This window comes from Streptomyces sp. NPDC088747, from assembly GCF_044751025.1.
Lineage (GTDB): Bacteria > Actinomycetota > Actinomycetes > Streptomycetales > Streptomycetaceae > Streptomyces.
Genome location: NZ_JBIVKZ010000013.1, coordinates 93,221 through 111,701, shown reverse-complemented (window position 1 = coordinate 111,701; position 18,481 = coordinate 93,221). Strand labels below are relative to the sequence as shown.

Genomic DNA, 18,481 nt, shown 5'->3' with positions numbered 1-18,481 from the left:
TGAGCAGAGGGGCCGCTTATGGACTCCGCACACTTACATGACCCGTTCTTCCGCACGGTCACAGCCGAAGAGTTCAGGCACGCGGACCTCGCCGGCCTCGCCGCAGGACGTTGTGCAGCGGTACGTGTCCCCCGCCTCCAGTCCGCCGACGACTGCGCCCGCGTCGTAGACGCACTCCAGGACGTCGCCTTCGACAGTTACAGCGAGCGACGTGTCCAGCCGTCCGTGATGCGGTTCGGTGTCGGGGTGAGCGACCACCGGGTGAACGGCAGAATCACGGAAAGCTACTGGCCGGCCCTCAGAGCGGCCCGCGAGAGCTGGCGCTTCCTGCGCCTGCCCTTCGACCCGATGGCCAGAGCCAGGCAGGCCATCGGAGAGCACTGGCCGAAGGGGGTGACCGTCGGCCGGCACCGGGGCCGCACCTTGGGCGCCGGTGTACTGCGCGAGGCGCCCCAGGGATTCCGGGTCCACTACGACGACGCCGAGCGCGAGTTCGAGGAATTCCTCCTCGGCTCCCCTCTGGTGGCCCAACTCGCCTTCAACCTCTATCTGAGCGTGCCGAGCACCGGCGGAGAGACGGTCATCTGGCGCAAACGCTGGCACCCCGAGGACGAGAAGTTCCGGCCTCCACAGTCCTACGGCTATACGGACGATGTCGTGCGACAAGCAGAGCGCCTCGAAATGCGGCCCACAGTCGGTGAGGGCCTCCTTTTCGATTCCCGCAACTACCATGCCGTGCGCGCCAGTGCAGGTTCGCGGCGCATTGCGCTCGGATTCTCCCTCGGGCTCACGGCCGACGGCGCTCTGCTGGCATGGGGCTGAGCGCCACTAACATGGCCGAATGGATGCAGAAGTTCAGCGCTATACGGCCTTCACGACCGACCCCGCGGGTGGAAACCCCGCCGGAGTGGTCCTGGACGCCACGGGAGCGAGCGACGCCGACATGGCTCGGATCGCGGAATCCGTGGGGTACTCGGAAACGGCGTTCGTCGTTCCCGGCGATGGGCCGGAGATGGCCGTGCGCTATTTCAGCCCGGCCATGGAGGTCCCTTTCTGCGGCCATGCCACGATCGCGACGGCCGTCGCGTACGCGCACCGGCACGGCGTGGGTGAACTCACCCTGCACACGCCGGCCGGAGTCATTCCCGTGCGTACCGCGAAGAACGAGGCGGGACACATCACCGCCACCCTGACAAGCGTGCCGCCCCGCACCGAGGCCATGACGGACGATCAGATCGACGTCCTGCTGGACCTCCTGGGCTGGAGCCGGGAGGATCTCGATCCGGCGCTGCCCCCGCGAGTCGCCTACGCGGGAGCCCGGCACCCCGTCCTCGCCGCCGCCGACCGCGCGCGGCTCGCGTCCCTCGACTACGACATGGACGAGCTGGCCGAGCTCATGAACCGACACGAGTGGGTGACGGTCGATCTGCTCTGGCGGGAATCGGAGTCGGTGTTCCACGCCCGCAACCCCTTCCCGACCGGCGGCGTGTTCGAAGACCCGGCCACCGGCGCCGCCGCGGCAGCGTTCGGGGGTTACCTCAGGGAGCTGCGACTCGTACCGCTCCCCGCCCGGATCACCATTCACCAGGGCCACGACATGGGCCGCCCCAGCACCATCGCGGTGGGCATCCCCGTCGAGCCGGACACGGGGATCGACATCACAGGGACGGCCGTGGCCCTGTAGGCGGCGCGACGGCGACACCTCACGGCCTCCCGGAACCGGCGCCGCAACGCATCCATCGTCAGCCGCGGTCGCCCCGTCGGCGCCTGTGCTCGATGACGAGGCGGACGGGCCACCCCGCGATGATGAAGAACCCGGCGAAGAGCAGGCTGGTCGGCCAGTTGTAGGGCGGATCCTTCAACTGGCCGAGCAGCCACAGGAGCACCGCGCCCGTCGCCCAGAGGCAGATCCACCACATGCCCTCGAACCACACGGGCGGCCGGTCCCCTCCTGGCACCGGAGGCTTGGGAGGACTCCCGCGGAATCCTCCCGTCCGCTCGTAGTGCGCCTGCCGTCTGCGTTCGAACCGGCAGGCAAGCCAGGCAAACAGTCCCATACCGAGCCCGACCAGCATCGCCTGGAACAGGCGCCAGGGATCATCGAAGGCGGACAGCACCAGAGCGCACAGCAGCCCGTGGCCGACGCCGACGAGCCACGCCGTGCCCAGGGCGTTCCGGGCGAGGAACACCTGCGCCCTGGGCGGCGGCTCGGCTCCGCCGAGTTGCCGGTCGATCTTGAAGAACGCCTGCTTCAGTCCATCCACCGGCCGCCCCCTCTCGTTTCGGAGCCGGCGTCTCTGTCTACGGGAGATTCATCAGGTCACGGTCGCTGTTCATGCGCGCGATGCGAGCGGCGGTCAATCTGGTGAGGCCCGCGCCCAGCGAGCGATCCGGCGCCCGGCGACACGATCACCGGCGTCCTGGACAACGTCACGTGCACCTACACCGAGAGCGGAACCACCAAGAGCACCAAGGTGCGCGTGGCGGTGTTCAAACTCACCCGCCTCGCGGTCGCCCAGAAACTGGTCGCGCTGCAGAAGGACGGCTGCACCGTCGACATCGTCTACTCCACCACCGACTCCGGCTCCGCAAGCGGCACCTGGGAGACCCTGCACGCCGCCGGCGGCCCCGCCCTGCGCTGCTACAACTGGGACGACGACAGCGACGCCGGCACCGCCTCACGCATCGTCCACTCCAAGTACCTGCTGATCGAGGGCAAGTACGACGGTACGGTCGCCCAGAAGGTCCTGTGGACCGGCAGCCACAACTACACCGGCCCGGCGCTCACCAAGAACGACGAGAGCCTCCTCAAGGTCGACAGCAACACCGCTCACGACGCCTACGTCAGCAACTTCACGGCGGTGAAAGCGGCGGCGGTCCCCGGCACCTCCGACAGCACCAACGCCTGCAATGGCGTCACCAGCACCCCCGAGGACACGGTGCCGGCGCCCTGATCCACTCGCGGTCGCTTCTTCCCTCCCCCGGTGCTCCACGGATCCCCGACGCCTCACGGACGACGACATCCGTGAGGTCCGCCACCACGCCCTGTGATCGAGGCCACGCGCATATTTCTCGACATCGGGGCAAGACCACACAGGGTCCACGCAGTTCCTCCACGGGATGGGGAGAAGCCACATGACTTCGCCATTCGTCGGTCCCGACGCCCAGAGTCCACCGCCGCCCCCCAAGTGCGGGCCGCTCCGAACGAGCCGTCGGGTCGGGCGCCGGGATCCCGGGGCTGAGCCGGCCGCGTGAGCGCGGGCCGGACGCCGGTCGGACGCTCTAGCGACGGGGCAGTTCGCCCGCCGGGGCGTGGACGTCGGCGACCGCCTCGCAGAGGGCTGCCAGTCCGGTGGTCAGGGCGGCGCGTGCACCGGGCGTCATCCGGTTCATGGCCAGCCGCAGAGCCTGCTCACGGCGGCGCCGGATCTCCCGCAGATGCGCGGTACCGGCTTCGGTGAGATCCAGCCGCGTCTCGCGCCGGTCCTCGGGACTCGGCGTCCTGCGCAGGAACCCGGCGGCCTGCAAGCGGTCGCAGAGGCGCGTGGCGGAAGGGGCGGCCACCGCCAGGTGGCGGCGGAGCGCGGTGAGGCTGATACCGGGCTGACGTTCGATGAGGTACATCACGCGGGTCTGCGCCGCGGAGACCGGCGCCGTGCTCAACGCGTCACGGCTGTGCTCCGTCGCGGTCTCCAGCAGCTCCAGTACGCGGCTGACCTCGGGGGCGTTCTCGGGGGCGTGGGGGTGGAGACGAACGTGGTCCTCGCGCATGTGACACTCCCGACGGCGCACGGTGTGCTCGGTACGGCTGGTCCTGTGAGCAGTGGTTGCGAGATGAAGATATGTCAAGGAAAGCAGGTTCAGTACCGGTGAACAGATCCCGCGCGGTCGAGCGCATGCTGCGCGAGGCCGCACCGCACGAGGTTTTCGACGTCCTCCGCGCCTTCGTCCAGCGACACCATCACGCGGTGTCGGTAGAGCTCCTGATGGCCGACTACGCCATGACGGAGCTGCATCCCGTGAGCGTCCTGCCGCACACCAGCGCGCCGGTCCCGCTGCACAGCGGCGAAGCCGGCCGCGCGTTCGGCGCCCAGGAGCCACGGGTCGCCGACAACGGCTCCGACTCCACCGTAACGGTCTTCGTGCCCGTCAGTGTCCGCGGTGACCGGCTGGGGGTCCTGAGCGTCACCCTGCCCTCCGGCGAGGACCGGCCCGACGCGGACCTGCTGGGACACCTGAAGGAGTACGCGGACGCGCTGGCGCACGAGATCGTCGTCGCGCAGCGGGACACCGACCTGTTCCTCCAGGCCCGCCGGGCGGAGCGGCTGACCCTGGCCGCGGAGATGCAGTGGCAGTTGCTCCCGGCACGCTCCTGCTCGCGGCCCGAGTACAGCATCGGCGCCCAACTGGAGCCCGCCTACTCCATCTTCGGCGACAGCTTCGACTGGTCGGCCTCCGCCGACGATCTGATCCTGACCGTCAGCAACGGCATGGGCGAGGGCATCGAGGCCGCCCTGCTCACCAACCTCGCGGTCAACGCGCTGCGCAACGCCCGCCGGGCCGGTCTGGACCTCGTCGGTCAGGCCTCCCTCGCCGACCAGGCGATCTACGGGCGACACCAGGGGCACCAGTACCTCTCGACCCTGCTGCTCCGCTTCCACCTCCCCACCGGGAACGTGGAGATCATCGACGCCGGCTCGCCCCGCATCTGGCGGCTGCGCGCCGACGTCGTCGAGGCTGTCGAGCTGGAACCGCAGATGCCCCTGGGCATGTTCGAGGACACCCCCTACGTCCCGCAGCACTTCACCGTCGAGCCCGGAGACCGGCTGCTGTTCGTCAGTGACGGGGTCTACGACGCCCTCTCCCCCGAAGGTGAGAAGTACAGCCTGAACGCTCTGGCCAAGGCGGTCCTCAGCACCCGCGCGCTGCCCGCGTCCCAGGTGCCCAGGACCATGCTGGAGGAGCTGCTCGGACACCGGGGCTTCGGACCGGCCGCGGACGACTCCCTGGTCGTGTGCCTGGACTGGCACGGACGCCCCGCGAGGAACTGACCCGGCGGCAGCGGGCCGAGCCCCGGGCCGAGATGAAAGTCACGGACTCGATGGAATTCATGTGAAGACTCGGGGCATGCGATGTGCAACGCGTGGACGCGGGGGCCCGTCCGGGGGAGGCCGGGCGGGGGTGGGTTGCCATTCCGGTGACGCCTGCGAGATGGTTGCCGCAAGGTAAGTATTTTTCGCCAATCGGAAGGTGGTGCGGTCCGCCACAGGCGGGCTCCCCTTCATGGCTTCTATCGAGGGACCCCCCGTTACGGAGACTCGACGACGCCCGGCACCCGGTGTCTGGGACCTGGCCCCGTACCCCGTGATCTCGGCAGACCGCGCCGGCACCGTCGTCGAGGTGAACCCGACCGCGGCGCGCCTGCTGGGTGGCGTACTGCCCGGAGCGAGCATGCGCGACTCGGTCCCGGACTGGCTCGCCCAGGCCCACCAGGACGTGGGCCTGCGCGCCCGGTTGCCCGCACAGGGTGTTCAGGACACCCCCGCACTCCCTTCCGCGTCGGGGCGGATCGCGGCACAGAGCTTCGAGGCACACCCCACACCGGGGCACGACGGCGACGTGGTGTGGTGGCTGGTCGACGACACCGACCGGAGAATCGCCGAGGAGGCGCTCGCCACGGAGCGCCGGCGCACCAGATTCCTCGCGGAGGCCTCCAACGTCCTGCTGGCTTCGTTGAACACCGACCGGTGCATGAGCGCCACCGCCCAGCTCGCCGCGGAGTACCTGGCGGATGTTGCGGTGGTCGTCACTCCGCACTCCGGCCCCCGGATGCCCGTCGCGCAGGCCATCGCCGGGCAGGACGTCGTCCGCACCGTGGTCCACAGCGATCCGGCGCAACTGCCGGGTCTCAGTGAGGCACTCCAGGGGTTTCCGCCCGTCCCCTCACGCTGGATAGATCCCGGGGCGCTGCCCGACTGGGTGCTCCCGGCAGGCTTCACCGGAACCGTCGGGTCGGTGGTCGTGACACCACTGCCCGGCCACGGCGTGCCCGCGGGCGCGCTCATCCTCGTACGCGGCACGGAGCGCAGCGGGTTCACCGAGAACGAGGAGATCTTCACCCGGCTGTTCGCCGCACGGGCCGGCGCGGCGCTGTCCGCCGCCCGCCTGTACACCGAGCAGAGCGACATCACGCAGACCCTCATGCGGGATCTGCTGCCGCCCCAGCTGCACCGCACGCACGGGGTGGAGTTCGCGGGCGGCTACCGGGCGGCCGGCTCCAGGGACCGGGTGGGGGGCGACTTCTACGACGTCCACCCGGGCGCCACCGAGGACGAGGCGTCCCTGGTCGTGCTGGGCGACGTCTGCGGCAAGGGACTGGACGCGGCTGTCCTGACGGGCAAGATCCGCAACACCCTTCAGGCGCTCATGCCGATGGCCGACGACCACGAGCGGATGCTGCGACTCCTCAACGGGGCGCTCCTCAACTCCCATCACGCCCGCTTCGCCACCCTGGTCATGGCCTCGGTCCAGCGCACCGGGAACCATGTCCGGCTACGGCTCACCTCGGCCGGTCATCCGCCTCCCCTGGTGGTGCGGACCGACGGCACTGTCGAGGAGATCGCCACCCGCGGCACGCTGATCGGAGCCATCCCCCACGTGGAGGCCCGCACCGTGGACGCCGTGCTGCTCCCCGGCGAGACGTGCCTGCTGTACACGGACGGGATCACGGAGGCCAGGGGCGGACCGCTCGGCGACGAGCTGTTCGGCGACGAACGCCTCAGGCGGGCCCTGTCCGGGTGCGCCGACATGCCCGGCGAGGCGGTCGTCGAGCGGATCCAGATGCTGGCGGCGCAGTGGCTGCGCAACGGCAACCACGACGACATGGCGGTCGTCGCCATCACCGCACCCCGAACCACCCATCTCAGCGCGGTGGACGGCCACACCCGGGGCAGGTACACCGGATGAACACGATGACGGCGGACACGCGGACCCCGCACGAGCAGCTGTGGACGGCGGTGACCGACCGCGACGAACACCGGGCCGCGGCCATAGTGTTCGCCGCGCTGGACGAGGGGATCGGGGCGGAGGACGTGCTGTTGGACCTCATCGCCCCCGTGCAGCGAAGAGTGGGCACCGAGTGGGCGGCCAACCGCCTCAGCGTCGCGCAGGAGCATGCCGCCAGCGCCATCGCCGAGCGGGTCATCGCCGCCCTCGCCCACCACCCCGCCACCCGCACCACGCCCACCCGAGGCCGGATCACCGTCGCCTGCGTCGACCAGGAATGGCACGTCCTGCCTGCGCGGCTGCTCGCCGAGGTTCTCACCCTGCGGGGCTGGCAGGTCAGCTTCCTCGGCGCGCAGGTGCCCTCCCCGCACCTCATCGAGCACCTGCACAGCAGCGGAGCGGACGCCGTCGCCCTCTCCTCGTCCATCGCCACCCGGCTGCCCACCGCCCATGCCGCGATCAGCGCCTGCCAGGCCGTCGGCGTGCCCGTGCTGGCGGGCGGCGCGGCCTTCGGACCCGACGGCCGGTACGCGCGCCTGCTCGGCGCGAACGCGTGGGCCCCCGACGCGCGCGACGCCGCGCGGCAGCTCGCCGACGGCATCCCCAAGCCCAGCCCCGGTGCGCGGTTCGAGGATCTGCACCACCTCGCCGACCAGGAGTACACACTCGTCGCGCGTTCCCACGGACAGCTCGTCAAGCAGGTGCTGACCCGGTTGGAGGAGCGGTTCCCGGCGATGGCCCGCTACTCCGGTCAGCAGCGCGAGCGCACCGCCGAGGACATCGCGCACATCGTCGAGTTCCTGTCCGTCGCCCTGTACACCGACGACGACGACCTCTTCACGAACTTCATGACCTGGACCGCGGGCATCCTCACCGCCCGCGACGTCCCCGCCCGGTCCCTGCGCCCCGCCCTGGACATCCTGGCCGGCGAGCTCAAGGACTTCCCCCGTTCCACCCGGCTGCTCGACGGGGCACGACTCGCCCTCGACGACGCCCTCGCCACCACCGGCCGACACCCCGGAGCCCACGTATGACCACGCTGCCCAGCCGGTACTTCACCGTCACCGTCGAAGCGGGGCCGGGCACCGTACGCCTGCGGCTGGTCGGCGACCTCGACTACGACACCAGCGAGGAACTCACCAGGCAGGCCGACGACTGTCTGGCCGGCCATCCGCGGCTCCGTGAACTGGTCCTCGACTGCGCGGGGCTGGGAGTGTGCGACTCCATGGGCCTGTCCGCGCTGCTGATGATCCACCGGCGCACCAGCGCCCGCGGGATATCGCTCCACCTGGACAACACGCCGGCCTTCCTGGACCGCATGATGGACATCACCGGCACGCGAACCCTCTTCGCGCCGCTACAGGCGTCGGGCCGGCCCGGCGAGCAGGCAAGCAGCGACGAATCCGCGAGGGCCGGCCACCTGCCCACGGCCTCACCGCGGACGCCCCCGACCGACCGGCACCGCTGAAGCCGAGCCGGTCACGGCGAGGGCCCCACTGTGAACTCGCGCCCGGACAAGCCCCCTTGTCAGAGGGGCAGCCTGATGGTGAAGACCGTCTCACCCGGCCGGCTGGCCAGTTCGACGGTGCCGCCGTGTGCCCGTACCAGTGACCGGGCGACCGCCAGGCCCAGACCGCTGCCGCCCCGGTCGCGGCTACGGGCCTTGTCGACACGGTAGAAGCGGTCGAAGACCCGCTCCCGGTCGGCGGCGGGAATGCCGGGACCCGTGTCGGCGATCCGCACCACCGCCGCGCCCTCGGCGACGGACACGTCCACCGACACCCGCGTACCGGCCGGTGTGTGCACGGCGGCGTTGGTGAGGAGGTTGTCGAGAACCTGCCTGATGCGCAGGGTGTCGAGGCGCAGCCGGACCGGGCCGGGGCCGATCGTCAGGGTCAGCTCGTGGCCGGGGTGTCCGGCGCGGAAGGCGTCGGCCGCCTCGCGGGCCAGCTCCGCCAGGTCCGCGTCCGCCAGCCGCGGCGGCGCCTCGGCCTCGGCGGAGTCCAGCCGGGCGAGCAGCAGCAGGTCGTCCAGGAGTACGCCCATCCTGGCGGCCTCGGCGCGCAGCCGGGCCAGGTGTCTGTCGCGTTCGGCGGGCTCGTTGGCCGCCGCGTACTGGAAGAGGTCCGCGTAGCCCCTTACCGACATCAAAGGGGTGCGCAGCTCGTGCGAGGCGTCCGCGACGAACCTGCGCAGCCGCTGTTCGGCCTCGGTGCGGACGGCGAGGGAGTTGTCGATGTGTTCCAGCATGGTGTTGAACGCGGTGCGCAGTTCCTCGACCTCGGGGCCGCCGTTGCCCCGGTCGGCGCGGACCGGCAGCCTGGCCGACTCGGTGAAGTCGTGCGAGGTGATGCCGCGGGCCGTGTGCGCCATGTCGCTGAGCGGCTTCAGGCCGCGCCGCAGCACCGCCCGGCCGATCACCACGAGGGCGAGCAGCGCGAACGTGAACGCGACGACCTGGACCGTCACCAGCTGGCGCATGGTGTTGTCGATGTCCTTCATGGGAGCCGCGGTGACCAGGACCACGCCGGGTTCGACGGCGCAGGCGCGCAGCCGGTAGGTGCCCTCCCCGTCGATGTGGGCGGTCCTGACGAGGTCCTCCGTGCCCGAGTCGGCCAGTGCCCTGGCGGCGTCGACGAGTTCGTCGTCGTCGGCCGGCACGTCGGCGGGCCTGCGGATCTCGGCCGTACCGTCCGAGACCTGGTAGGAGGCGGTGTACCAGCCCCAGTAGGGCTCCCCCCGTATGTTGCCCTCCGCCTTGACGTCCTCGGTCTGGGTGACCTGGACGAGTTTCATCTGGTCGCCGAGCTGGTTCTCCAGGTAGTCCCGCATGTACGCCGACAGCGCGGTGCCGACGACCGCGAACGCGACCAGGGACAGCACGCCGAGGCCGAGGGCCAGCCGGGTGCCCAGGCGCATCCTGCGGTAGGTCTCCCTGAAGCGGCGGATCACTCGGCGACCTGCCGCACCACGTACCCGACGCCCCGCACGGTGTGGATCAGCGGCGCGCCCACGTCGTCGAGCTTGCGGCGCAGCCTGCTGATGACCAGCTCGACGACGTTGGAGCGGCCGCCGAAGCCATACTCCCAGACGTGGTCGAGGATCTGGGCCTTGGTGAGCACGGTGGGCGACTTGCGCATCAGGTAGCGGAGCACCTCGTACTCGGTGGGGGTGAGCGTGAGCAGCTTCTCGTCGCGCCGCACCTCGCGGGTGTCCTCGTCCATCGTCAGGTCGGCCACCCTGAGCACGGACCGCTGGAAGCCGGGTCCGGCGGCGCGGCGCAGCACGGTCCGCAGCCGGGCCATGAGCTCCTCCACGGCGAACGGTTTGACCAGGTAGTCGTCGCCGCCGCGGGTGAGGCCCGCGACCCGGTCGGCCACCCCGTCCCTGGCGGTCAGGAACACCACGGGCACCATCGTCCCGGACCGCCGCAGCCGGTCCAGGACGCCGAAACCGTCGAGCCCCGGCAGCATCAGGTCGAGCACCACGATGTCCGGACGGAACTCGGCGGCGCGGGTCAGCGCCTCCTCGCCCGTGTTGGCGGTGGCGGCCTCCCACCCCTCGTAGCGGGCGACCGTCGCGACCAGGTCGGCGATGGGAGGATCGTCGTCCACGACGAGAAGTCGTACTTTTTCCACGAGCCCATAGTGCTTCACCCGTCTCCGAACGCCATAGCCGCGGGCTCGCCGGAACAACATCGCTAAGAACTTGAAAGTTGACCGACAGGGAAACGACAGGTCTCACCGTGCAGGCTCGGTGTCCCCGGACCCGAACGAGGAGCTCCCGTCCGTGACGACTGTCGAACGACTCCAGCCGCCCCCCACGGCGGTACGGCCCAAGGTGGTGGCCCGAGTGGGCCTGTACGCCCTGCTTGCCGTGAACGTGGGCGTGGTGGCCGTCTTCTTCCTCCAGTCCCCGCTCGACACGAACGCCCTGATCCTGCTGGGGCGGCTGTGCGGGCTGTACGGCGCGCTCCTGATGGCGTTCCAGTTGCTGCTGGTCGCCCGGCTGCCATGGCTCGACCGGCGGATCGGCATGGACCGGCTGACCTCCTGGCACCGCTGGGTCGGCTTCGGCCTGCTGTGGACGCTGCTCGGGCATGCCACGTTCATCACCTTCGGCTACGCCGAGTCCTCGTCGATGGGCCCGGTGGACCAGCTGGTGAACCTGGCCGAGACCGTCGAGGGCGTGCTGCGCGCGGTCGTCGCGCTGGTGCTGATCCTGGGGATCGGCGCGCTGTCGGCGCGGTTCGCCCGGCGCCGGCTGGCGTACGAGACCTGGCACTTCATACACCTGTACACGTACGTGGCCGTGGTGCTGGCGTTCACGCACCAGATCGGCGTCGGTACGACCTTCACCACATCGTCCACCGCCACGGCGTACTGGTGGGGCATGTGGGGCACGGCGCTCGGTGCGGTGCTCCTGGGCCGGGTGGTGCTTCCGCTGTGGCGGAACCTGCGGCATCAGCTGCGGGTCTCGGCCGTGGTGCCCGAGTCCGACAACGTCGTGTCCATCTACATGACGGGCCGCGACCTGGACCGGCTGCCCGCGCGGGCGGGCCAGTTCTTCCTGTGGCGGTTCATGACGCGGGACCGGTGGTGGCAGGCCAACCCGTTCTCGCTGTCGGCGGCGCCGGACGGCCGCACCCTGCGGCTGACCGCGAAGACGGCCGGCGACGGCACCGCCGCCCTGCGGCACGTCAAGGTCGGCACCCGGGTCTTCGCCGAGGGTCCCTACGGCGCCTTCACCACGATGCACCGGACGCGGCCCGACGCCCTGCTCATCGCGGGCGGTGTGGGCATCACCCCGATGCGGGCGCTGCTGGAGGAGCTTCAGGGGCACGTGGTGCTGATCTACCGGGTCGCCAGGGACCAGGACGCCGTGCTCTACGACGAACTGCGCGAGCTGGCCCACGCGAAGGGCGCGGTGCTGCACCTGATCACCGGACCGCCGGTGCCCGACCGGCTGGCGCCGCCTGAGCTGGTCAGGGCGGTGCCCGACATCGCCGACCGTGACGTCTACGTGTGCGGCCCGCCCGGTATGACCGGCGCGGTCCTGCGCACCCTGCGCGAGCTGGGTGTGCCGAAACCGCAGATCCATTCCGAGCGCTTCAGCCTGGCCGGATGAGGGGAACACCGTGAAGCGAGTACTGCCTGTCGTCGCCCTGTCCGCCCTGGGCCTGATCACCGTGTGGCGCTACGAACCGTCCGCGGACACGTCGTCCGCCGCGACGGAGGTCGTCGCGCCCTCCCCCGCACCGTCCTCCTCGTCCTCCTCCTCGGGGTCCCCCTCCGCGGACCCCTCGGCGTCCTCCGGCACCGCCACGAAGGTCGTCGCGGGTTCGACCGTCGCCACCGAGAAGGGTGACGTGCAGGTCGAGGTCACCTTCGAGGGCGACACGATCGCCTCCGTGCGGATGCTGGTGCAGCCCAACCACCCGCAGACCACCGCCGCCGTGCCGGTGCTGATCGAGGAGACCTTGGCGGCGCAGAGCGCCGACATCGACACGGTGTCCGGGGCCACGATCACCAGTGACGGCTACCGGGAGTCGCTCCAGGCCGCGATCGACTCGAAGGGCGCCTGACGTGCGGCGGGTCGAGCACGTGATGGGTTTCCCGGTGTCGCTGCGGATCGACGACGGGGACGGGGACGCCCAGGAGGAGGCCGCGGACGCGGTGTTCGCGTGGCTGCGCGAGGTCGACGCCCGGTTCAGCCCGTTCAGGCCGGACAGCGAGGTGTCCCGGCTGGACCGGGGCGAGCCGGCACCCCATGAGGTCAGCGCCGACCTGGCCGAGGTCCTCGGCCTGTGCGAGGACTACCGGGTGGCGACCCGCGGCGCCTTCCAGGTGCGGCTGCCTGGCCGCGGCCTCGATCCGTGCGCGGTCGTGAAGGGCTGGTCGGTGCAGCGGGCGGCGGAGCTGCTGACGGCTCGCGGGACCAGCCGGTTCTGCCTCAACGCCGGTGGTGACATCGCCTCGGCGGGCGGTCCGTGGCGGGTGGGCGTACGGCACCCCGAGCGGGCCGACCGGCTGTGCGCGGTGCTGGAGATCGCCGGCGGCGCGGTGGCGACGTCCGCGCGGTACGAACGCGGTGACCACATCGTCGACGGGCGCACCGGCCGTCCGGCGACCGGCCTGCTCAGCATGACCGTGGTGGCATCCTCGCTGACCGAGGCGGACGCGACGGCTACGGCCGCGTTCGCGATGGGCGCGGAGGGCGTCGAGTGGGCCGCCGCGCGGGAGGGCTGCGAGGTGTTCGCGGTCGACGCGGAGCAGCGCGTCTTCCGCACTCCGGGCCTGCCGGTCGCCGCCTGAGGGACGCCGGGCCACCTGCCCGCGGTACGACGACGGGGGTCCCCCACGATCCGTGGGGGACCCCCGTCGTCGTACCGCCACGGGTTATGGGGTGTCCGCTCTCCCGGCCCGCGCCCGCCGGTGGACGAGCCAGCCGGCCGCCGTGAGGAGTGCGGCTAGCGCCGCCGTGCCCAGGACGGTGACTCCGGTTGAGGCGAGGCTGCCGCCGGTGGTCGTGCCCGAGGTGGATGAGCCGGAGGTGCCGGAGCTCGTCGAGCCCTCGGTGCCGCCGTCCGTCGTACCGCCGTCGGTGCCGCGGGTGTCGGTGCCCCCCTCCGTGCCGCCGCCGTCCGTGCCGCCGCCGTCCGTGCCGCCGCTGCCGCCGTCGTCGGTGCCGTCGGTGTCGACGGGGGCTTGGCCGACGAAGGCGACGGGCACCTTCACGTCCTGGGAGCGGTCACCGGACAAGGTGTGGTCGGCGCGGGTGGCCAGTACGCAGGTGACCTCGAAGCAGTCGGTGAACTCGTCCATGGCGTCCACGGTGAGTTCGACCTCGAAGCCACCGTCCTCCTCGTAGGGGATCGCCAGGTCCTCGCCGTAGTCCGGCGGGTTGGAGGAGATCCACGCGGAGGAGTGCGAGGTGCCGGTCATGTCGACGCCGCCGATGCAGGGCGTGGGCAGTTGGCCTTCGCCGTTGTCGACGCACAGGGCGACGTAGACGCCCTTCGTCTCGTCGTAGCCGGAGCCGGTGACGCGGAGCGTCTCGCCGTCCGGGTCGAGGCCGGCGGAGGCGGAGACGGTGAGTCGCTGTCCGTCCTGGCCGAGGGCGGTCTTCGGGGTGTCGGCGGCCCGCGCGGCCGGGCCGACGGTGACGGCCACGGTTCCGGCGGCCACCAGGGCGACGGCTCCCAGGAGCGCCGCCGAGCGCCCGAAGCGGGGTCCGGTCCTGCCTTCCCGCCGCTGCCGGTCGGTGTTGTCGTCTGTCATGAAGAGTTCCTCGGGTGACGGGTGATCACGGGAAGGTGTGCCGGGCGCGGAACCGCCGGAACGGGCCGGCCGGAGGGCCGGCCCGCGTGACCGGGCGGAGCGGGGAGCGACTACGAGAAGGTGACCGGGACGTGCACGTCGTACTTGCGGTCGTTGGTGTCGAAGTGGTCGGCGCGCGTCACGACGGCGCAGTCGACGTCCTGGCCGCAGACGCTGCCGTCCTCAAGGGTGGCCTGGACGTAGATCTGCACGCTGAAGGTGCCGCCGGTGCCGAACCTGGCCGCCGAGGCAGGGGGTCGGCTTGTTCGCGCCCGCGGCGCCGTCGACGACACAGAGACCGACGTAGATGCCCTGGCCGGTGTTGTAGCCGGAGCCCGTGACCGTGATGACCTGGCCCGCGGCGGCTGCCGTGTTCGGCGCGGTCACCGACAGGTTGTAGGTGGTGCAGCCGTCGACGATCGTGCGGGTCGAGGTGGCGGCGGAGGCCGAGGTGGCGAGGCCCCCCTGGTCATCGACATCCTCGTCGACCGCCTGCACCGGAAGTGAGCCCCCGGGCCGTGGCCGACCCGGGACACCCGGGCGTTGCCGACAGACTGTCGGCAAGAGGTTGACTTAGGTAAGCCTAACAAGGAGTATCTCAGCTGTCGGCACGGCGCTGCGTGCGATCGCGGCCGTGGCCGCGACCGGCTTCTGTGCACCATTTCGCCCCTGGAGGTCCCTTTGAATGCCCGTGCCGTCACCGCTGACGCGACACCGTTCTCGGTGCTGATCCGCACCGCGTCGCAGGACCAGCACACCGAGGCGGAGAACTCCGGGTTCATGAGCGATCTGCTCGGCGGCGGGCTCGGCGTCGAGGCGTACGCGCGCTACACCGAACAGCTCTGGTACGTCTACCGCGCGCTGGAGGCCCCGGCCGAGACGCTGGCCGGGGACCCGGTGGCCGGACCGTTCATCCGGCCCGAGCTCTTCCGGGTCGCGGAGATCGAGCGGGACCTCGCACATCTGCGGGGCGCCGACTGGCGCGAGACGGTCAGCGCGTTGCCGGCCACGCGGGAGTACGCGGCGCGGGTCGAGGAGTGCGCGCGGACCTGGACCGCCGGGTACGTCGCGCACCACTACACCCGCTACCTCGGCGACCTCTCCGGCGGCCAGATCATCCGCGGCACGGCGGAGAAGACCTGGGGCTTCGCCCGCAAGGGCGACGGAGTGCGCTTCTACGTCTTCGAGGGCGTCGCGAACCCCGCCGAGTTCAAGCGGGACTATCGCGCGTGGCTCGACGCGATCGGCGTGGACGACCCGGAGAAGCGGCGCGTGATCGAGGAGTGCGGTCGGGCGTTCGACTTCAACGGGGCGGTTTTTCGGGAACTGGGCGAGGAGTTCCGGCGGGGGGTTTGAGGCTGCCGGGGGTGGCCTGGGCATGGCTGGATTTGCCTAGGCCTGCCTAGGCCAGTCTGGACCTGCCGGGGCCTGCGTGGACCTGGCTGGGCCTGCTTGGACCTGGCTGGGCCTGCTTGGGCAGGCGGGTCTGCCAGGGCAGGTGGGTCAGCTGCCCGAGGCTGCCGGACCCGCCTGGGTCAGCCGGGTCAGTTGGCCGAGCCTGGTGAGCCTGCCGGATCTGCCGGACCGAGGGAGCGAGGGCCAGGGACCGGCGACCGGCACCCGCGCCGGGCGGTCGGTAGGTCGGCCGCTCGCCCGGACGGGCCGAGGGACTTCAAGCCGGCCGCCGGACCCCGTACGAGTAGTCCGACGCCGGGATTGGAGACCGGGCCGCGCGAGGCCCCCGAACCGACCACGGGCATCGCGGGCCGGTCCCCGGAGCCGGGCGAGGCCCCCGACCACGGGCATCGCGGGCCCACCGCCGAGATTCCGGCCGTCGGAGGCGGCGTACCGATGGAAGCGCCGCCCTGGCCTCGGCCAGGGCCGGAACCTGAGCCCGGAGCCGGAGCCCGGGGCCGCAGCCGCAGCCGGAACTCAGGCCCGGCCCGGCCGTAATCCACGACTCAGCCGGACTCCCGCCCCGCCCGGCCACCCCAAGGACAGCGAATCCCCGACCGCGGCCCGCACCGCCGACCGGACGCCCACCCACCCCCCACCCCACGACCTGCCCAGCCTGAACAACGCCCACGAAAGCCAGGAGGCGAAGTGACCGCCCTCGACACGTCCGCGCAGTCCGGCGAAGCCGCCGGGCCCGGGCCCAGAAACGACCCGGAGCCCGGGGCCGGCCCCGCGCCGGGGACCGGGACCAAGCCCGGTACGAGCGCCGAGCCCGGTTCAGGAACCGGCGCCGAACCCGTACCGCCCGCCCGCCGCCGGCGAGGTGCCGCCTGGCTGCTGACGGTCGGCATGATCGCCGCCCTCGTCGGCCTCGTCCTGGCGTCCGGTGCCCTCGGGGCCTACCCGATCCCGGTCGGCGACGTCCTCGGCTCGATCCAGCACCGGATCGGACTCGGCGGAGCCTCCCTGGACCGGGTCGCCGAGTCGGTCCTGTGGAACGTCCGCTTCCCCCGCATCGTCCTCGCCCTGCTCGTCGGCGCCTCGCTCGGCTGCGCGGGCGCGCTGATGCAGGGTGTCTTCGGCAACCCGCTCGCCGAACCCGGCGTCATCGGCATCTCCTCGGGCGCGGCGGTGGGCGCCGTCTGCTGCATCTCGCTGGGGCTGAATTTCCTCGGCAACTGGACCGTCTCCGCCGCCGCGTTCGTCGCGGGGCTCGCCACCGTCCTGCTGGTCTACGGCATGTCGCGGTCCGGCGGCCGCAGCGAGGTCGTCACGCTGATCCTGACCGGCATCGCCGTCAACGCCTTCGCGGGCGCGATGATCGGCCTGTTCATCTTCTTCGCGGACACCGCAGCCGTGAACCAGATCGCCTTCTGGCAGCTCGGTTCCCTCTCCCAGGCCACCTGGCCCAAGGTCCTCGCCGTCCTGCCGTGCGCCCTCCTGGGCCTGGCCGCGGCCCCGCTCTACGCCCGCCGCCTGGACCTGCTGTCCCTGGGCGAACGCCCGGCCCGCCACCTGGGTGTGGACGTCGAACGGCTGCGCCTCGTCCTCGTCCTGGTGATCGCGCTCCTGACCGCCGCCGCCGTCGCGGTCTCCGGGATCATCAGCTTCGTCGGTCTGGTCGTCCCGCATCTGCTGCGGATGGCCGCGGGCCCCGGACACCGCTTCCTCATCGCGGGCAGCGCCCTCGGCGGGGCGGTCGTCCTGCTCGCCGGGGACCTGGCCGCCCGCACCCTGGCCGCACCCGCCGAACTCCCGCTCGGCGTCCTCACCGCGTTCCTCGGCAGCCCGGTCTTCTTCTGGCTGCTGCGCCGAACCCGCCGTACGCAAGGAGGCTGGGCATGAGATCCCTCTTCGCCGTCACCCGCCACCGTTCGCTCCCCGAGCCCTACGAGCCCGGCAGCACCATCGCCGAAACACGCGGCCTCCGGGTGCGACGCGGCTCCCGCGACGTCCTCACCGGCATCGACCTCACCGTCAGGACCGGCGAGGTGCTGGCCCTGGTGGGCCCCAACGGCGCCGGCAAGTCCACGCTCCTCGCCACCCTCGCCGCCGATCTGGCCCCGGACGCGGGCGAGGTACTGATCTGCGGACGCGCCGCCCGCGACTGGCCGCCCGCCGAACTGGCCCTGCGCCGCGCGGTGTTGCCCCAGGCCGCCGCGCTCGCCTTTCCGTTCCCCGTCGAGGAGGTGGTGCGGATGGGCCGCGCCCCATGGGCCGGCACACCGCGCGAGGACGAGGACGACGACGCCGTCGCCCGCGCCCAGGCCGCCACCGAGACCACCGGCTTCGCCACCCGCCCCTTCTCCGCTCTCTCCGGCGGCGAGAAGGCCCGGGTCGCGCTGGCGCGCGTACTCGCCCAGCGCACTCCGCTGCTCCTCCTGGACGAACCCACGGCCGCTCTCGACCTGCGTCACCAGGAACTCGTCCTGCGGGTCTGCCGCGAGCGGGCCGCGGCCGGCGACGCCGTCGTGGTCGTCCTGCACGACCTGGGCCTGGCCGCCGCGTACGCGGACCGTGTCGCGGTCCTGCACGACGGCCGCACCGCCGCCGACGGACCGTCGGCCGAGGTCTTCGAGGCCGAACTCCTCAGCCGCGTATACCGCCAGCCCGTCGAGGTGCTGCCTCACCCGCGCACCGGCGCCCCGCTCGTCCTGCCCGAACGCACGCTCTGAGCACAACGGCAACACCAATACAAAGGA

At 71.7% G+C, this 18,481-nt stretch carries 18 protein-coding genes and 1 pseudogene; 13 read left to right on the top strand and 6 right to left on the bottom strand.

Annotated elements, in window-relative coordinates; all coding sequences use genetic code 11:
• Window positions 1-18 precede the first annotated feature (18 nt).
• Together ACIP79_RS27895 and ACIP79_RS27890 are read left to right on the top strand one after the other, a co-directional pair.
• Window positions 19-822: a proline hydroxylase gene (locus ACIP79_RS27895; RefSeq protein ID WP_401227508.1), complete on the top strand. Its 804-nt coding sequence runs from the start codon at window positions 19-21 to the stop codon at window positions 820-822.
• Between the two features lie 19 nt (window positions 823-841).
• Entirely contained in the window at window positions 842-1,684 is an 843-nt protein-coding gene (locus ACIP79_RS27890; RefSeq protein WP_401227507.1) for a PhzF family phenazine biosynthesis protein, read from the top strand.
• Window positions 1,685-1,742: 58 nt separating this feature from the next.
• On the opposite strand, the gene ACIP79_RS27885 is transcribed toward ACIP79_RS27890, so the two are convergent.
• Window positions 1,743-2,264, bottom strand: coding sequence for a hypothetical protein (locus ACIP79_RS27885; protein ID WP_401227505.1), 522 nt, complete (start codon window positions 2,262-2,264; stop codon window positions 1,743-1,745).
• Window positions 2,265-2,480: 216 nt separating this feature from the next.
• Here ACIP79_RS27885 and ACIP79_RS27880 point away from each other — a divergent pair, with 216 nt between their 5' ends.
• Complete coding sequence (locus tag ACIP79_RS27880) at window positions 2,481-2,954, top strand: phospholipase D-like domain-containing protein (RefSeq protein WP_401227503.1); 474 nt, start codon at window positions 2,481-2,483, stop codon at window positions 2,952-2,954.
• A 328-nt stretch (window positions 2,955-3,282) separates the two neighbouring features.
• On the opposite strand, the gene ACIP79_RS27875 is transcribed toward ACIP79_RS27880, so the two are convergent.
• Window positions 3,283-3,771: a MarR family winged helix-turn-helix transcriptional regulator gene (locus ACIP79_RS27875; RefSeq protein ID WP_401227501.1), complete on the bottom strand. Its 489-nt coding sequence runs from the start codon at window positions 3,769-3,771 to the stop codon at window positions 3,283-3,285.
• A gap of 98 nt (window positions 3,772-3,869) precedes the next feature.
• Here ACIP79_RS27875 and ACIP79_RS27870 point away from each other — a divergent pair, with 98 nt between their 5' ends.
• From ACIP79_RS27870 to ACIP79_RS27855, 4 genes are all read left to right on the top strand, one after another.
• On the top strand, window positions 3,870-5,051 hold the full coding sequence (locus tag ACIP79_RS27870; protein WP_401227499.1) for a PP2C family protein-serine/threonine phosphatase: 1,182 nt from the start codon (window positions 3,870-3,872) through the stop codon (window positions 5,049-5,051).
• A 232-nt stretch (window positions 5,052-5,283) separates the two neighbouring features.
• Entirely contained in the window at window positions 5,284-6,966 is a 1,683-nt protein-coding gene (locus tag ACIP79_RS27865) for a SpoIIE family protein phosphatase (RefSeq protein ID WP_401227497.1), read from the top strand.
• A gap of 5 nt (window positions 6,967-6,971) precedes the next feature.
• Window positions 6,972-8,039, top strand: coding sequence for a B12-binding domain-containing protein (locus tag ACIP79_RS27860; RefSeq protein WP_401227695.1), 1,068 nt, complete (start codon window positions 6,972-6,974; stop codon window positions 8,037-8,039).
• A complete protein-coding gene (locus ACIP79_RS27855) occupies window positions 8,036-8,473 on the top strand; it encodes an STAS domain-containing protein (protein ID WP_401227496.1) in 438 nt (145 codons plus the stop codon). Before ACIP79_RS27860 ends, ACIP79_RS27855 begins: the two co-directional genes overlap by 4 nt.
• A 59-nt stretch (window positions 8,474-8,532) precedes the next feature.
• Here the strand turns inward: ACIP79_RS27855 and ACIP79_RS27850 are convergent, their stop codons facing one another.
• Both ACIP79_RS27850 and ACIP79_RS27845 read right to left on the bottom strand, forming a co-directional pair.
• Window positions 8,533-9,957 (bottom strand): sensor histidine kinase, encoded by a 1,425-nt coding sequence (locus ACIP79_RS27850; RefSeq protein ID WP_401227495.1) that lies wholly within the window; start codon window positions 9,955-9,957, stop codon window positions 8,533-8,535.
• Window positions 9,954-10,643, bottom strand: a complete 690-nt coding sequence (locus ACIP79_RS27845) for a response regulator transcription factor (protein WP_401227493.1) — start codon at window positions 10,641-10,643, stop codon at window positions 9,954-9,956. The genes ACIP79_RS27850 and ACIP79_RS27845 overlap by 4 nt, the downstream gene beginning before the upstream one ends.
• 151 nt (window positions 10,644-10,794) lie before the next feature.
• Between ACIP79_RS27845 and ACIP79_RS27840 the strand changes: the two genes are divergently transcribed.
• From ACIP79_RS27840 to ACIP79_RS27830, 3 genes are read left to right on the top strand one after another with little or no spacing between them, the layout of a single operon-like run.
• Window positions 10,795-12,132: a ferric reductase-like transmembrane domain-containing protein gene (locus ACIP79_RS27840; RefSeq protein WP_401227491.1), complete on the top strand. Its 1,338-nt coding sequence runs from the start codon at window positions 10,795-10,797 to the stop codon at window positions 12,130-12,132.
• A gap of 10 nt (window positions 12,133-12,142) precedes the next feature.
• Window positions 12,143-12,589, top strand: a complete 447-nt coding sequence (locus ACIP79_RS27835; protein ID WP_401227489.1) for an FMN-binding protein — start codon at window positions 12,143-12,145, stop codon at window positions 12,587-12,589.
• Between the two features lies 1 nt (window position 12,590).
• Window positions 12,591-13,319 (top strand): FAD:protein FMN transferase, encoded by a 729-nt coding sequence (locus tag ACIP79_RS27830; RefSeq protein WP_401227487.1) that lies wholly within the window; start codon window positions 12,591-12,593, stop codon window positions 13,317-13,319.
• An 84-nt stretch (window positions 13,320-13,403) separates the two neighbouring features.
• On the opposite strand, the gene ACIP79_RS27825 is transcribed toward ACIP79_RS27830, so the two are convergent.
• Both ACIP79_RS27825 and ACIP79_RS27820 read right to left on the bottom strand, forming a co-directional pair.
• Complete coding sequence (locus ACIP79_RS27825; protein WP_401227485.1) at window positions 13,404-14,285, bottom strand: hypothetical protein; 882 nt, start codon at window positions 14,283-14,285, stop codon at window positions 13,404-13,406.
• Between the two features lie 110 nt (window positions 14,286-14,395).
• Window positions 14,396-14,783: pseudogene (locus tag ACIP79_RS27820) on the bottom strand (hypothetical protein); the annotation flags it as partial.
• Window positions 14,784-15,005: 222 nt separating this feature from the next.
• On the opposite strand from ACIP79_RS27820, the gene ACIP79_RS27815 reads away from it, so the two are divergent.
• The 3 genes from ACIP79_RS27815 (at window position 15,006) to ACIP79_RS27805 (ending at window position 18,454) form a co-directional block, all read left to right on the top strand.
• Complete coding sequence (locus ACIP79_RS27815) at window positions 15,006-15,680, top strand: heme oxygenase (biliverdin-producing) (RefSeq protein WP_401227484.1); 675 nt, start codon at window positions 15,006-15,008, stop codon at window positions 15,678-15,680.
• A 948-nt stretch (window positions 15,681-16,628) separates the two neighbouring features.
• Window positions 16,629-17,624 carry a FecCD family ABC transporter permease gene (locus tag ACIP79_RS27810; RefSeq protein ID WP_387178188.1) on the top strand — a complete coding sequence of 332 codons (996 nt, stop codon included), beginning with the start codon at window positions 16,629-16,631 and terminating at the stop codon, window positions 17,622-17,624.
• Window positions 17,621-18,454, top strand: a complete 834-nt coding sequence (locus tag ACIP79_RS27805) for a heme ABC transporter ATP-binding protein (protein ID WP_401227482.1) — start codon at window positions 17,621-17,623, stop codon at window positions 18,452-18,454. The genes ACIP79_RS27810 and ACIP79_RS27805 overlap by 4 nt, the downstream gene beginning before the upstream one ends.
• The last annotated feature ends 27 nt before the right edge of the window (window positions 18,455-18,481 follow it).

Coding starts and splice junctions, on each gene's coding strand:
- ACIP79_RS27875 (WP_401227501.1), bottom strand. CDS start 3,771: ATGCGCGAGGACCACGTTCGTCTCCACCCCCACGCCCCCGAGAACGCC.
- ACIP79_RS27810 (WP_387178188.1), top strand. CDS start 16,629: ATGATCGCCGCCCTCGTCGGCCTCGTCCTGGCGTCCGGTGCCCTCGGG.
- ACIP79_RS27855 (WP_401227496.1), top strand. CDS start 8,036: ATGACCACGCTGCCCAGCCGGTACTTCACCGTCACCGTCGAAGCGGGG.
- ACIP79_RS27890 (WP_401227507.1), top strand. CDS start 842: ATGGATGCAGAAGTTCAGCGCTATACGGCCTTCACGACCGACCCCGCG.
- ACIP79_RS27860 (WP_401227695.1), top strand. CDS start 6,972: ATGACGGCGGACACGCGGACCCCGCACGAGCAGCTGTGGACGGCGGTG.
- ACIP79_RS27865 (WP_401227497.1), top strand. CDS start 5,284: ATGGCTTCTATCGAGGGACCCCCCGTTACGGAGACTCGACGACGCCCG.
- ACIP79_RS27825 (WP_401227485.1), bottom strand. CDS start 14,285: ATGACAGACGACAACACCGACCGGCAGCGGCGGGAAGGCAGGACCGGA.
- ACIP79_RS27805 (WP_401227482.1), top strand. CDS start 17,621: ATGAGATCCCTCTTCGCCGTCACCCGCCACCGTTCGCTCCCCGAGCCC.
- ACIP79_RS27895 (WP_401227508.1), top strand. CDS start 19: ATGGACTCCGCACACTTACATGACCCGTTCTTCCGCACGGTCACAGCC.